This window comes from Pseudomonas sp. 1121_17 (assembly GCF_052850745.1).
In genome coordinates this window covers 1-14,637 of sequence record NZ_VXCX01000025.1, presented here as the reverse complement: position 1 = coordinate 14,637, position 14,637 = coordinate 1, and the positions used below count along the sequence as shown (strand labels likewise).

Below are 14,637 nucleotides of genomic sequence, written 5' to 3'. Positions count from 1 at the left end.
AAGTAGAGAGACTCAAGTTTCGCTGACACGTCTACCGACGGTTCGGCACACAGAATTTCTTGACGACAATAGAGCATTGGAACCACCTGATCCCATCCCGAACTCAGCAGTGAAACGATGCATCGCCGATGGTAGTGTGGGGTCTCCCCATGTGAGAGTAGGTCATCGTCAAGATTCAAATTCAAAGCCCCTGTCAGCGTTGCTGACAGGGGCTTTGTCTTTCTCGGCGGACTGCTTTGCTGTCAGACCCGATCAAGACAACAGCCCAATAAAAAGGCCCGCTCCTGAATCCAGGAGCGGGCCTTTTGGCTTTCAGCCAGTGCGGTCAGAACTGATAGCTGACGGTAGCGCTGACATTGCGTTCCTCACCCATGTAGCAGTAGCTCAGGCTGGCACACGAAGCGATGTAGCTCTCATTGGTCAGGTTGTTGGCGTTAAGGCGCAGATCCACGCCCTTGAGGCCGACCTTACCCAGGTCGTAACCGATAGAAGCGTCGAACAAGGTGTAGGAGGGCACCTTCATGCTGTTTTCAGCATCTACCCAGCTGTACCCCACATAGCGCATGCCGCCGCCCAGTCTAAGCCCATCCAGAGCGCCCTGGCGGAAGTCATAGTCGGCCCACAGCGAGAACATCTGCTTGGGCGCCTGCGTCGGCGAGTTGCCCTTGTTGTCTACAGTTGCCGCAGCCAGGCTAGGCATCGACTTGGCGTACTCGATGTCGGTGAAGGTGTAGCCACCCAGCAGCTTCAGGTTATCGGTCACCTGCACATGCGCTTCCAGTTCCAGGCCTTGTGAGCGCACCTGGCCAACTGCCCGGTAGAACTCCTCGTTGGGCTGCTTGGACGCGAGGTTTTCCTGTTCGATACGGAACACCGAGGCCGTGAACAGGTTGTCGCTACCCGGCGGCTGATACTTGACCCCGGCTTCCCACTGGGTGCCCTCGGTCGGAGCCAGAGGCCGGCCGTTCTGATCAGAAACGGTATTGGGGTTGAACGACTCGGAATAGCTCACATACGGAGCGATACCGTTTTCAAACAGGTAGAGCACACCTGCGCGTGTAGTGAAGCTTGAACGGTCGTCACTGACCCGGGTGTCGCTGTCACGGTTTTCTTCGGAGACCTTGACCCAGTCCTGGCGCAGCCCCAGTGAGAAGCGCCACTGGTCGAGCTCGACCAGGTCCTGCAAGTATACACCGGTCTGCTGCAGGCGCCGCGTGTAGTTGTTTTCACCCAGTACCTGCAAGTTGCCGCTGCCGTACTGCGGATTGGCCGCATTCAGGCTGTCGACGCTGCCATAGCGCCAGGCTACGTCGGCTTTACGCCGCTGATAGTCGGTACCCAGCAGCAAGGTGTGCTTGGCCGCCCCGGTGAAGAATTCTGCCTGCAGCATGTTGTCGATGATGAACGAATGCAGGCGCTCGTCGCCGCCGGTGTAGGCCCGGTTCATGATGTTGCTTTCGGTCGCGCCCCAGCCGGCGAAGTAGACTTGATCCATCGAAACGTCGGAATCCTGGTAGCGGAAGTTCTGCCGAGCGGTGAACACATCGTTGAAGCGGTGCTCCAGTTGATAACTGAACGACTGCTGGGTGCGTTCATAGTTGTCGATGCCCGGCTCACCCTCGAAGAAGTGATCTGACAGCCGCTGACCATTGCGCTTGTGCAGCACGCCAGAAGCAGGAAGGCCGCCGTGGTAGCCGCCGTTGGGATCTTTCTGCAGGTAGGCCTGCAAGGTCAGCGAAGTATCCTCGTTGAAGTCGATGCTGATCGCTGGGGCGATGGCGTAGCGTTCTTCCTTGTTGTGGTCGAACTGGGTGTCAGCCGAATCTGCAAGGCCGGTCAGGCGGTAGGCAATGCGCTTGTCGTCATCCAGCGGCCCGCTCAAGTCAAAGCCCATGCCGCGCTGGCCTTGGGTGCCGACGGTTGCCTGAACCTGATGGAAGGCCTCGAAGGTCGGTTTCTTGGTGGTCAGCGCAACCAGCCCGCCTGGCGAGCTGCGGCCGTAGAGGACCGAGGAGGGCCCTTTGAGAATATCGATACGCTCGAGGAAATACGGATCGACCTGCATGGTGCTGTAGGTGCCGTTATCACCCATCGACTTCAAGCCGTCGACATAGATGTTATCCACCGAGCCATCGTTGAAGCCGCGCATGGCCACATAGTCATAGCGGTGGGTGGCGCCATATGGGTTGGTCAGCACCCCGGGCGTGTAGCGCATGGCCTGGGCAACCGTCTGCGAGCCCTGATCGTCCATTTGCTGGCGGGTAACCACTGACACCGACTGGGTGGTCTCCAGAATAGGCGTACTGGTCTTGGTGGCGATCTGGCTGTGGGTGGCGTTGTAGCCCTCCATGCTGCCTAGCGCGTTGCCGAGGGCGAAACCGCGCACATCGGTGTCAGGCAAGGCCAGCGCAGCGTCTGCGGCTTGCTCGCGCAGTACATAGCGGCTGCCATCGCTGCTGTCAGCTTGCAGGCCCGTGCCGTTGAGCAACTGGCGCAGTGCCTGGTTGGTCGAGTACGCGCCTTGCAGGCCAGGTGACTGCAGCTCGGCAGTCAATTGCGGGGTGCTCGACAGTGTTATACCAGCCTGGCGAGCGAACTGATTGAGCACATCATCGAGGTTGCCCGCGGCGATGCTGTACTGCTGGGAGGCACTGGCGGTTTCTGCTGCCTGGCTCAGGGGCGCGACAGCGGCCAGGCCCAATGCAGTGCCGAACAAGGCGGCGCGTATGGCTCTGCCGAGATGGGCTGAATTCAAGACAGGTCGAAAATCATTCTCGTTGATGCGGTGTGGTGAACGCTGGCCGGGCATGAGGGATCCGTAGGCTGATTAAGGGCAGGTGAAGGTGCTTACTGTCCAAGCCGGACGTGTCAGCGCTTCCCGCCAAAAAAACTGGCGTCAGGCTGCCCGCTCCAGCCGCACCCACCAGCGTGTGCGTTGATGCAGGCGCACCGGCAGCGTCTGCGGCAGTAGCTCAAGCAACGCATCGGTGTCTGCCAGGCGGTACACGCCGGACAAGCGCAGATCGGCCACGTCGTCGCTACAACTGAGAAACCCGGGTCGATAGCGGGCCACCTCGGCGACGAAGTCCGCCAGGCGCATGTTGCCAGTCACGATGAGGCCGTCAGCCCAGGCGGCCGCGTCCATGTCTGGCTGCTCGACCACGCGGGGCCCATGCGCGTCTATCGACCAGTGCTGGCCGCTGCTCAGCCAGTGCAGAGCAGACGGGCCAGGGCCATGCAGCGCTACCTGGCCGGCGCTGACACTCACCTGTGTACAGTCGTCACGCTGACGCACCGTAAAACGACCATTCAGGCCTTCAAGCAAAGCGTCGTGCGTTTGCACCAGCAGCGGTCGGCCGTTGGCTTGAGCGTCGCTGCAGGTCAGCATCAGTTCGCCGTGGTTGAGGCGAATCAAGCGCTGGCGGGCATCAAAGGCAAGGTCGGCAGCGCTGCGTGTGTTGAGTTGCAGCAGCGAGCCGTCCGGTAGGGTGACGCTGCGCCGCTCGCCAGTGCCAGTGCTGTAGTCGGAACGCCAGTCAGTCAGCAACTGCAGGTCCTTGCTCAGCCAGCTCGCGGAGCCAATCAGCGCAGCTCCCCCCAGTAGCTTCAACGCTTGGCGGCGATGCAGGCGGCGCTCGCTGGTTTCCAGTGTATGCAGCGCCAGGCCTGCGCCGGGGATGGCGCGCAGGTCGAGATCCTGGTGCAGACTGAGCACTCGCTGCCAGGCGCGTTCATGTTCCGGGTGGGCCTCGCGCCATTGTTCACACTTGCGCTGCAAACGCTGATCTGGCCCGCTTTCGCGCAGCCGCAGCATCCACTGGATCGCTTGTTTGACGACGGTTGCCGAAGGCTGCGCAGCGCTCATCGATCTACAGCTCGTCTTCGTAGCGCAGTTGATAGCAGTGGTAGAGCGCGTCGGCGATGTAACGCTCGACCGAGCGCAGCGAGATGCCCATCTGCTCGGCAATCGCCTTGTGGCTCAGGCCTTCGCACTGGGCCAGCAGAAACGCGCGGCGAACCTTCGGTTTCAAACCATCGAGCATGCGCGCAATGCGCTCGAGCAATTCCAGAAGCAGCTCGCGAGTTTCTGCCGAAGGTGCCTGCGCTTCCGGCAAATGCGACAGCGCCTCGCAGTAGGCGCGGGCCAGTTCTTCGCGGCGCCAGTGGTCGATGACCAGGCCGCGGGCGACCGTGCGCAGAAAGGCTCGTGGGGTATTCAGCTGCAACTGGTCGCGGCGCTGGAGCAGGCGCACGAAGGTGTCTTGCGCCAGGTCAGCGGCATCGGCAGCGTTACCCAGCTTGCTCCGGAGCCAATTGTGCAACCAGCCGTGATGTTCGCTGTAGAGCGTGTGCACGGAGTCTTGGGAAGACATGAAATACGCCGCCAGCACTGCTGCATGAATGATAATTAGTCTCATTGTTTGCGGTCAGCGCTGATTTTGCAACCGCAATGTCAGCTGCTCTGCTGAGCATCCAAATAGCGGCGAATGGTACGGGCGCCTTTATTCAAATGCTCGGCGAGGATCTCGACCGCGTCATCCACCCGCTTGTCACTGGCCGCATCGACCAACGCGTTGTGATCGTCCTGAGTGAGTTTGCCCAAGCCCATCGCAGACAGGTGAAAGCGCAGGAAGCGTTCTTCCTCATTGAGTTCGCCGTCGATCAAGCGCAGTAGTTTCTGATTGTGTGCCTTGCAGTACAGGCTCATGTGCAACAAACGATTGAGGCGGCCGATCTCGGCGTGCCCGGTCTGGTTTTCCAGTTGCTCGATGTAGCTGCGGGCGAGAGCGATATCGGTGGCCTCCAGCAGCGGAATCGACTGGCGCAGTGCCTCCGACTCAAGGAGTACGCGCAGGGCGTAGCTGTCGACGGCATCCTCACCGATCAGCGGAGCCACAACCGCACCCTTGTGCATCACCACTTGCAGCAAACCCTGCGCTTCGAGTTGGCGCAGCGCCTCGCGCACGGGCATCCGGCTGACGCCGAACAGGGTCGCCAGCTCTTGCTGGCGTACGGCAGTGCCAGGAGGCAGGCGTCCGTCGATGATCGCGCTACGCAAGCGTTCTTCAATGACACCGCGAGCCAGATGTGCCGGGACTTGCTCGTTGCCAAGCACGGCAGACAACAGTTTGATTTTTTCAGCCACGGGGCGTCTGCCTCTACAACTGGCGGTATTGGATCCAATCAAGTTAGGTGCTTGCTGGAGGGGTGTCAAACCAGGGTGACAAAACAGTTTTGCCGCCCGTGTTACCGGGAGGCGGCTATGGTGAAGGAAGTCCATGCCGAGGGGAAGCCGGTGCGACATTCGGGCTGTTATTGATCCAGCGCGCAGTGATTGCAAGGTGCCATTGTCTTTTCCCGCCACAGGCCGCACCATCGCGGCTCCCGATTGGTCTGCACAGGTCTTCGCAGTGGCGATACCCAGCGTGCTCAGTGTTGTCATGCGTCGGCTCGGCCTTGCTGCCTTGCTGGCATGCATGCTGCTGGGCGGCTTGCATGCGGATTGGGACTTTGCCCAGATCAGCCAGCGCGCGCAAAAGCTATATGGGGCACTAGGTGCAGGCAAGGAACGCATCGATGCCTGGCAGAACCTGCTGGCCACGCAACGGCAGGGCAGTGAGCTGGAGCGTCTGCAAGTGGTCAACCGCTTCTTCAACCAGCAGTTGCGCTACACCGAGGATATCGACCTGTGGCATGAGGTCGATTACTGGGCTACCCCGATCCAGTCTCTGCTCAAAGGCGCTGGCGATTGCGAAGACTACGCCATCGCCAAGTACTTCAGCCTGCGGCGTATGGGCATTGCCAGTGACAAGCTGCGCATTACCTACGTCAAGGCATTACGCCAGAACCGCGCGCACATGGTCCTGACCTACTATGCCAACCCACAGGCGCAGCCGCTGGTACTGGACAGCCTGATGGATGCGATCAAGCCGGCCAGCCAGCGTACCGACCTGTTGCCGGTGTATTCCTTCAATGGTGAAGGGCTGTGGCTGACAGGCGCGGCGGGCAACAAGAAGGTCGGTGATACCAAGCGCCTGTCGCGCTGGCAGGATTTGCTGAAAAAAATGCAGGCCGAAGGCTTCCCGGCGGAGCCGGTCTACTGAAGGAGCACCGATGTCACTGTTCAAACAATTGCTGCTAGCTATTTGCTTGTTCCTCGTCGTTGCCTTCAGTGGCAGCTTCATGGTCAGCCTGGAAAGCTCACGTAGCCAGTATGTGAACCAGCTGCGTTCCCATGCTCAGGATGCGGCGACCGCCCTGGCCTTGTCGCTGACGCCGAATATCGACGACCCGGCGATGGTCGAGCTGATGGTCAGCTCGATTTTCGACAGTGGCTATTACTCCAGCATCAAGGTGGTCGACCTGCAGTCCAATGCGGTGTTGGTCGAGCGCCACGCCGAGCCTGACCGCGGCGGTGTGCCAGCCTGGTTCATCGGCATGATCGGCCTGGAGCCTGCGGGAGGTGACGCGATCGTCAGTCGTGGTTGGCAGCAGGCGGCGCGAGTCGAAGTGATCAGCCACCCGATGTTTGCCCTGGCCAAGCTGTGGCAGAGCGCGCTGGGCAGCCTGGGCTGGCTGTTGCTGTGTGGCGCGGTGAGTGCAGTGCTTGGCGCATTGCTGCTGCGCCGGCAGCTGCGCCCGCTGGATTACATGGTCGAGCAGTCGCATGCGATCGCCCGGCGCGAATTCCTCAGCCTGCCCGAGCTGCCGCGCACCCCCGAGCTGCGCCGCGTGGTGCAGGCGATGAACCAGATGGTCGAGAAGCTCAAGGCGCTGTTCACCGAGCAGGCCGAGCGCAGCGACAAGCTGCGGGCCGAGTCCTATCAGGACAGCCTGACCGGGCTGGCCAACCGGCGCTACTTCGAGATGCAACTGGCAGCCCGCGTCAGCAACATGGAAGAAGCCCGCGCCGGTTACCTGTTGTTGCTGCGGGTGATGGACCTGGCTGGCCTCAACGCGCGCATGGGCGGACAGCGCACCGACCAGTTGCTGCAGGCAGTAGGTGAGCAGCTACGCCGCACCTGTGCCAGCTTCCCGCAGACCAATGACCTGATCACCCGTAGCCGCGGCGGTGAGTTTGCAGTGCTGGCGCCGGGCATGGTCCACGAAGAAGCGATCCAGCTGGCCCAGGCGCTGGAAGCTACCTTGCACAGCCTGCACGAAACCGGCGCCAGTGATGTCGACCCGGTCGCCTGCATTGGCCTGGCGCCGTACAACCCGGGTGACGCGCCACAAGCCTTGTTGAAACTGGCCGACGAAGCGTTGGCCCGTGCCGAGAGTCAGCCGGCACCCGGTTGGGTGTGTCTGGAGCAGGGCGTCGCGGCGCAGGCTGCAGACAGCCATCATGCCTGGCATGCGCGGTTGGATCAGGCCCTGAGCAGCGGCCAGTTCGAGCTGTACTTCCAGCCCGTGGTCGCCAGCGAGGCGCCTGCACAGATCCTCCATTACAAAGTGATCTCGCGGCTGCATGACGAGCAGGGCGAGGCGCTGGCGGCGGGCCGCTTCCTGCCGTGGCTGGAGCGCTTCGGTTGGGTGCCACGGCTTGACCTGCTGGTGCTGGAGAAAGTCCTCAAGCATGTGCAAGGTCATCAGGAGTCGCTGTCGCTGAGCCTGTCGGCTGCAACCCTGGCCGACCCGCAAACGCTGCAGCGGGTGTTTGATCTGCTGGCCCAGCACCGTGCGCTGGGGCCGCGCCTGACCTTTGAGCTGGCTGAAGAGCAATTGCCCGATCAGGCCGCCCTGGAGCAGTTGACCCGCCGCCTGCATGCGCTGGGCTTCGGCCTGGCGCTGCAACGCTTCGGTGGTCGTTTCAGCATGATCGGCAACCTTGCCCATCTGGGCCTGGCCTATCTGAAGATCGACGGCAGCTATATCCGCAGCATCGACCGCGAGCAGCACAAACGCCTGTTCATCGAGGCCATTCAGCGTGCGGCGCACAGCATCGACCTGCCGCTGATTGCCGAGCGGGTCGAGACCGAGGGTGAGTTGCAGGTACTGCGCGAGATGGGCGTGCAGGGTATTCAGGGGCAACTGGTGGGTGAACCCGCGCCCTGGCGTTGACTGCCCGGGGCCGCTGCTGGCCCCTCAGATCAAGCCGCTGGTGTCGTCCTCGTCGATCAGGCTGTTCAGGCTGCCCAGCGACTTGCGCGCTGTGGAGCGGTTGAGCAGCTTGGACTGCGCGCCTGCCGGCAGGTCGGTGATGCTGAGCACGCCCTTGGTGGTCAGCACTTCGATCAGGTCTTCGAGCACACGGATCATGTCCAGGTCGCTCTGTTTGAGCTGCTTCAGGCTGTTTTCAACCTGATCGCCAGCAAACCACTCCTGGATTTCGGCGCTGTCGGCAGGGACCATCTCGTGGTACTGCTCGAACTCGGCGGCTTCCACCCGCAGCAACTGGCCCTTCTCGTCGCGTTGCACGTAGAACATGACATCCCTCCGATTTTCCTGAATCCCTGCTCTGACTAGCCAGCATAGGCAACAAGGCCCACTTGAGCTAACTACTCGCGTGGGCCTGCGTTGTTGCGGCTACCGATCAGCGCTCGCGCAACGCCTCTGCACGAGCTTTGACAATCGGTTTGAGCAGGTAGCTCATGATGGTTTTCTTGCCGGTCATGATGTCGACCGTGGCAACCATCCCAGGGATGATTAACAGCGGCTTCTCGTCGGTACCCAGATGACTGCGGTCGGTGCGCAGGCGGATCAGGTAGTAGGTGGTCTTCTTGTCTTCGTCGGTGATGGTGTCGGCACCGATCTGCTCCAGCTTGGCCTTGAGGCCGCCATACACGGTGTAGTCGTAGGCGGTGAACTTGACCGTGGCTTCCTGGCCCGGGTGGAGGAAGGCGATGTCCTTGGGCAGGATCTTCGCCTCGACCACCAGGGTATCGTCCAGCGGCACGATCTCGACGATGTCGCTGCCAGGCTGGATCACACCGCCGATGGTGTTGACCAGCAGCTGCTTGACAATGCCGCGCACCGGCGAAGTCACCAGGGTGCGGTTGACACGGTCATCCAAGGCCTTGCTGGTGGCGGTAGCCTTGCTCAGCTCGGTGCGGGCCTCGTTCAGCTGAGTCAGCGCGTCGCTGCGGAATTTGCCGCGGGTCTCTTCGATTTTGCTCTGCACTTCCTTGATCGCCGCTTCAGCACGCGGGATAGCCAGAGAGGTGGCGTCCAGTTGGCCGCGCACCTCGACTTCCGAACGGCGCAGGCGCAGCACCTCGACCTGGGACACTGCGCCCTGGGCTACCAGAGGCTCGGACATGCCGATTTCCTGACGCAACAATTGCAGACTGTTGGCGTACTGAGCGCGCTTGGAGGTGAACTCGCGCAGTTCTTGCTGGCGCTGCACCAATTGCTGCTCAAGGCCGCCGATTTCATCGCGCAATTGCTGGCGGCGGCTCTGGAACAGCGACTCTTCGTTGCTCGCCTGTTGCGGTGCGGCTTTGCGCAGAACATCGTCGATCTGCAGCGCACGGCCTTCGATCTCGGCGTTCAAGCGCTCGACCCGCATGGCCATGGCCAAGCGATCGGCTTCGGTCTCGCCGACGTTGGAGGCGAAGCGGGTCTCGTCCAGACGCAGCAAAGGTTGGCCGATCTCGACGATCTGCCCTTCCTTGGCGAAGATTTCGGAAACGATACCGCCCTCCAGGTTCTGGATCTTCTGCAGCTTGGACGAAGGGATGGCCTTGCCCTCCCCGCGGGTCACTTCGTCGATGTGAGCGAAGCTGGCCCAGATGATCAGGAACAGGAAAAACGCGATCACCCCCCAGATGGTCATGCGCACCACCCGCGGCGCATCCTCGACCAGCGACTTGCGCACCTCGGGCAAAGGCGCACCGGCCAGTGACTCCGAGCCTTTGAAGTAGCTGCGCAAGCTCTCTTTGAAGCCGTTTACATCCAACTTACGCGACACTGATCTGCCCCTTTTTCAGCGCATCCATGACCGAGGCTTTCGGGCCGTCGGCAACTACTTGTCCACGGTCGATCACGATGAGCCGGTCGACCAGCGACAGCAGCGAGGCGCGGTGGGTGACCAGAACCACGGTCTTGTGTTCGACAAACGCCTGCAAGCGCTGCTTGAGGCGCTCTTCGCCAGTGTTGTCCATGGCGCTGGTAGGCTCGTCGAGCAGCAGGATCTGCGGGTTGAGCAGCAATGCCCGGCCCAGTGTGACGTTCTGCCGCTGGCCCCCGGACAGGTTCTGCCCGCGCTCGCCCACCTGCAGCTCGTAACCATCCGGGTGCAGCCTGGCGAATTCGTGCACCCCGGACAGCTCAGCCGCCTGCAGGATCAGTTCGTCCTCGACATAGCGCGCACCGCTGACCAGATTGTCGCGCAAGGTGCCGGCCAGCAACTGGATATCCTGCGGCACGTAACCGATGTTGTGGCGCAGCTCGCTGACGTCGATCTGGCGGATGTCCACGCCATCGACCAGCAGCGAACCGTTGTCTGCTTCGTACAGGCCGACGATCAGCTTGGCCAGCGAGCTCTTGCCCGAGCCGCTGCGGCCGATGATGCCGATTTTCTCGCCCGGGCGGATGTTCAGGTTGATGCCCTTGAGCGCCTGGTTCTGCTGGTTCGGGTAGGTGAAGTCGACCCCGCGGAACTCGATCGAGCCCTGCAGTACCTGGCGGCTCAGCGGGCGCTCTTCGAAATTGCGCTCCTGCGGCAGGTCCATCATCTGGTCGGTAGCGACCATGGTTACCCTGGCCTGCTGATAACGTGCCAGCAAGCCGTTGAGCTGGCCCAGCGGGCCCAGTGCACGGCCGCTGAGCATGTAGCAGGCCACCAGGCCGCCCATGCTCAGGTTGCCATCGATGATCTGGTAAACGCCCACGCAGATCAGCGCCACGCCAGCCAGTTGCTGGATCAGCATGGTGATATTCATTGCCAGGCCCGACAGCACCTTGACCCGCAGCTCGAGGCGGCTGAGGGTGCCCAGGGTCTGCTCCCACATGTACTGGCGCTCGCTCTCGGCATTGTTGACCTTGACCGCATCGAGGCCGGCGAGGGTTTCGATCAGGCTCGACTGGCGCTCGGAAGCCAGCGCCATGGTCCGCTCCATGGTCGACATCAGCGGCTTCTGCAGCGCATAGCCGATGCCCAATGCCAGCGGGAAGGCAATGATCGGGATCCACACCAGATGGCCGCCGAGCATAGCGATGACGATCAGGATCAGAATGGTGAACGGCAGGTCGATCAGGCTGGTCAGGGTCAGCGAGGCGAGGAAGTCACGCAGGCTCTGAAACTCGTGGATGTTCTGGGCGAAGCTGCCCACCCGTGCCGGGCGATGCTTCATCGACATGCCAACGATGCGCTCGAACAGCGTGGCCGACACGATCAAGTCGGTTTTCTTGCCGGCCAGGTCCAGGCACAGGCTGCGCAGCAACTTGAGCACCAGGTCGAACACGTAGGCACCGGCAATGCCGATGGCCAGCACCCACAAGGTCGAGGTGGCCTGGTTGGGTACGACCCGGTCGTAGACGTTCATCACGAACAACGGTGCAGCCAGAGCGATGATGTTGATCACCAGGCTGGCGGCGATTGCATCGATGTACAGCCACTTGCTGCGTAGCAGCGTGTCGCGGAACCACGAGCGGGTACGCGGGATCAGGTTGCCGTGGGTAACGTCGAATTTGTGCTGTGGCTGGGCAAAGAAGACTTTGCCACTGTAGTCACCCAGCAGCGCCTCGCGGCTGACCAGGACTTCGCCACCGTCGCTCTCGCTGAGCAGCAAGCGCGCGGTGTCGTCGTTTTCCCAACCGAGCAGCACCGCACTGCGGCCCTCGTTGAGCAGCAGCATGGCGGGCATGGCGATGGCCGGGATCTGCTCCAGCTTGCGTTGCAGCAAGCGCCCCTGCAGGCCGGCCCGGGCGGCAGCGCGCGGCAGCAGTTCGGCGTTCAGGCGCTGGGACGGCAAGGGCAGCCCAGTGGTCAACATGGCCCGGCTGGCCGGCTTCTGGTGCAGAACACACAGGGTCAGCAGGCTATCCAGTAGAGGATCGTCATGCTGGCTGCGTGGATCGTGACTGAGTTGGACTCGACTGACTTCGGATTCCACGCGGCGCTCTCTTCAGACCTTGCGGTGTTTGGGATGATGCCCACCCTGGCTCTCGGCCGGGCGGTGCACGTGCGGTTTCATGTCATTTTGCACTGATGGCCATGGGCGCGACCACCCCGCGATAAGGCACGGCAGGCTGATGACTACAGCCGGCCAGTGTACAGCTTGATAGCAATCGGATTGCCATCGGTTTAGCAGACCAGCCAATTGAGTGTTTATCGGCTGAATAATTGAAATCTTCATCATTCAGGCTGCCCGGCCATGGTTTTTCGGACCATTTTCCAGTCAGCCTGGCATGCGCAATGCTTGTAATCCAGCACCGCCTTATAGCAGTCAAAACAACGGCACGTTTTTTATTTTTTTGTTGTCTGCAAACCTTGTTCCAAATCATTGGTCAGGTCGCTTTTGGCTGCTAGGTCAGATGGCGCAAGGCATCGGAATACGTGGCCTAAGCGGTTTTTTTACGGGAGGCCGCTGGCAGCTGGCGGGTGATGAAAATATCAATGTGACATTACCGGTGTGATTGTTTAGGATGACGCTGTTTAGGTCAATACTTTGGCATATGCTTAATAGCTAAAAGTAATAGACATATATTTGACGTCAAAAAGTTATATTAAAAGTTACCTTGCATTAGCAGCAATTTCAGCCTGCTAGGCATGAAGCCAATAGATTGGCTAGATCCGGAGAGTCCAATGAGCAGTGTTGTTGCCATCGTCAAAAGCATTGTTGGCCAGGTCATCGCAATATCCCCAGAAGGCTTTCGTCGCATTCTGATCGAAGGCGACCGCTTGATGGCGGGCGAGCAAGTGTTGACCGGCCCAGGTGGCGCGGTAACCCTGGAACTGGCCGATGGCCGCATGCTCGACCTGGGCCGCGACTCGCAGTGGAGTGCGGACGCTCCGGACAGCAGCACCGATCTGAGTCAGGCCACCGCACAGGCAGCGCCCTCGGTCGAAGAACTGCAACAGGCCATCGCCGCTGGTCTCGACCCTACCACCGAGCTTGAAGCGACGGCGGCGGGCCCGACTGCAGCCGGTAACGGTGGTGCGGCGGGTGGCGGTCACTCTTTTGTAATGCTTGAGGAGACCGCTGGTGCGGTCGACCCGACCATTGGTTTCCCGACCGGCCCAATCGGCTTCCAGACGCTTGCCGCTGATCTGGAGACCGGCGCTGTCGATACCAACGTCAACGATGCCACCCCGACTGCTCCGACTGTGACTCCGCCGGTTACCACGCCGGTTGCCACCGGGGTGACATTGACCGCTACGCCATCGATCACCGAAGCGGGCGGCGTGATTGTCTACACCGCAACCGTCGGTCAACCACCGCTGACTGACCTGACCATTACACTCTCCAACGGCCAGGTCATCGTCATCACCGCAGGCCAGACCACTGGCACGGTCAATGTCGATATTCCGCCTAACGACACGCCTTACATCGATGGCAGCGAGATTTCTGTAACCATCACCGGCACCACCGGTGGCGGCGGCCTAGTCGTTACGCCGAACCCAACTCCGGCGGTCACCCAGATCGTCGACACCATCGACACCACGACGGTATCGGTAACCGGCCAGCCTGCGAAAGAAGGCGACCCTAACCTGACCTTCGAATTCCAGCTGAGCAACCCGCCCCAGGCCGGTAGCCCGACCACCTTGACCGTGAACGTGGGCGGTACCAACTACACCGTTACCGTTGATGCCAGCGGTAAAGGCACGCTGGTGATCCCGAATACCAACGGCAGCGATGTCTACATCGATCCGTCTTCGGTTACCGCAACTGTGACCGGCGTAAATGGTGGCAACTTCGAGGCCGTCGACCTGGCGGGCGCGACCACCACTGTCACTGTCGAAGACACTATCGACACCACGACTGTTGCCGTGACCGCGGTGCCAGCAAAGGAAGGCGATACCAACCTCACCTTCAACTTCCAGCTGAGCAACCCGCCGCAGGCTGGCAGCACCACGACCCTGACCGTTAACGTTGGTGGCACTAACTACACCGTTGATATCGATGCCTCCGGCAAAGGTACTCTGCAGGTCCCGAACACCAACGTTGAAGATGTCTACAAAGACGGCAGCGAAGTCACTGCGACCGTCACTGCGGTCAACGGCGGTAACTTCGAAGCTGTTGATCTGACTGGCGCGACTACCACCGTTGCCGTCGAAGACACCATCGACACCACTACCGTGGCCGTCACTGCCGAAGCTGCGAAGGAAGGCGATGCAAACCTCACCTTCAACTTCCAGCTGAGCAACCCGCCTCAGGCTGGCAGCACCACCACCCTGACAGTTAACGTCGGTGGTACTAACTACACCGTTGATATCGATGCTTCGGGTAAAGGCACCTTGCTGGTGCCTAACACCAACGGCGCAGATGTTTACATCGATCCAAGCCAGGTCACTGCAACCGTTACTGAAGTGAACGGCGGCAACTTCGAGGCTGTTGACCTGAGTGGTGCAACCACCACCGTCACCGTCGAAGACACTATCGACACCACGACTGTTGCTGTTACCGCTGTGCCAGCTAAAGAAGGTGATGCAAACCTCACCTTCAACTTCCAGCTGAGCAATCCGCCGCAGGC

The 14,637-nt window shown here is 61.0% G+C and carries 11 protein-coding genes and 1 rRNA gene; 4 read left to right on the top strand and 8 right to left on the bottom strand.

Translation table 11 applies throughout. The features are described from left to right. The first annotated feature begins 58 nt into the window (after positions 1-58). Positions 59-174: ribosomal RNA gene (rrf, locus tag FW789_RS24240) — 5S ribosomal RNA — on the top strand. Positions 175-325: 151 nt separating this feature from the next. Here the strand turns inward: rrf and FW789_RS24235 are convergent. The 4 genes from FW789_RS24235 to FW789_RS24220 all read right to left on the bottom strand — a co-directional run bounded on the left by FW789_RS24235 (position 326) and on the right by FW789_RS24220 (position 5,146). Continuing rightward, positions 326-2,809 (bottom strand): TonB-dependent siderophore receptor, encoded by a 2,484-nt coding sequence (locus tag FW789_RS24235; protein WP_446432145.1) that lies wholly within the window; start codon positions 2,807-2,809, stop codon positions 326-328. 87 nt (positions 2,810-2,896) lie between these two features. Beyond that, the gene (locus tag FW789_RS24230) at positions 2,897-3,865 is read right to left on the bottom strand and encodes a FecR domain-containing protein (RefSeq protein WP_446432144.1); all 969 of its coding nucleotides are present in this window, start codon (positions 3,863-3,865) and stop codon (positions 2,897-2,899) included. 4 nt (positions 3,866-3,869) lie between these two features. Then, positions 3,870-4,373: a sigma-70 family RNA polymerase sigma factor gene (locus FW789_RS24225; protein WP_186701676.1), complete on the bottom strand. Its 504-nt coding sequence runs from the start codon at positions 4,371-4,373 to the stop codon at positions 3,870-3,872. An 80-nt stretch (positions 4,374-4,453) separates the two neighbouring features. After that, positions 4,454-5,146, bottom strand: a complete 693-nt coding sequence (locus FW789_RS24220; RefSeq protein ID WP_103435404.1) for a GntR family transcriptional regulator — start codon at positions 5,144-5,146, stop codon at positions 4,454-4,456. 196 nt (positions 5,147-5,342) lie between these two features. On the opposite strand from FW789_RS24220, the gene lapG reads away from it, so the two are divergent. Then, positions 5,343-6,104 (top strand): cysteine protease LapG, encoded by a 762-nt coding sequence (gene lapG / locus FW789_RS24215; protein ID WP_340613323.1) that lies wholly within the window; start codon positions 5,343-5,345, stop codon positions 6,102-6,104. A 10-nt stretch (positions 6,105-6,114) separates the two neighbouring features. After that, a complete protein-coding gene (lapD, locus tag FW789_RS24210) occupies positions 6,115-8,061 on the top strand; it encodes a cyclic di-GMP receptor LapD (protein WP_186701674.1) in 1,947 nt (648 codons plus the stop codon). A 24-nt stretch (positions 8,062-8,085) separates the two neighbouring features. On the opposite strand, the gene FW789_RS24205 is transcribed toward lapD, so the two are convergent. The 4 genes from FW789_RS24205 to FW789_RS24190 form a co-directional block, all read right to left on the bottom strand. Next, positions 8,086-8,427 carry a tryptophan synthase subunit beta gene (locus FW789_RS24205; protein ID WP_103435401.1) on the bottom strand — a complete coding sequence of 114 codons (342 nt, stop codon included), beginning with the start codon at positions 8,425-8,427 and terminating at the stop codon, positions 8,086-8,088. A 106-nt stretch (positions 8,428-8,533) separates the two neighbouring features. After that, the gene (locus FW789_RS24200) at positions 8,534-9,910 is read right to left on the bottom strand and encodes an HlyD family type I secretion periplasmic adaptor subunit (RefSeq protein ID WP_186701673.1); all 1,377 of its coding nucleotides are present in this window, start codon (positions 9,908-9,910) and stop codon (positions 8,534-8,536) included. Then, a complete protein-coding gene (locus FW789_RS24195; protein WP_150573727.1) occupies positions 9,900-12,056 on the bottom strand; it encodes a type I secretion system permease/ATPase in 2,157 nt (718 codons plus the stop codon). The genes FW789_RS24200 and FW789_RS24195 overlap by 11 nt, the downstream gene beginning before the upstream one ends. Positions 12,057-12,138: 82 nt before the next feature. Beyond that, positions 12,139-12,447: a hypothetical protein gene (locus FW789_RS24190; protein WP_411562412.1), complete on the bottom strand. Its 309-nt coding sequence runs from the start codon at positions 12,445-12,447 to the stop codon at positions 12,139-12,141. A 301-nt stretch (positions 12,448-12,748) separates the two neighbouring features. Here FW789_RS24190 and FW789_RS24185 point away from each other — a divergent pair. Further along, the coding region (locus tag FW789_RS24185; protein WP_446432143.1) for a retention module-containing protein at positions 12,749-14,637 on the top strand (1,889 nt) is incomplete at its 3' end.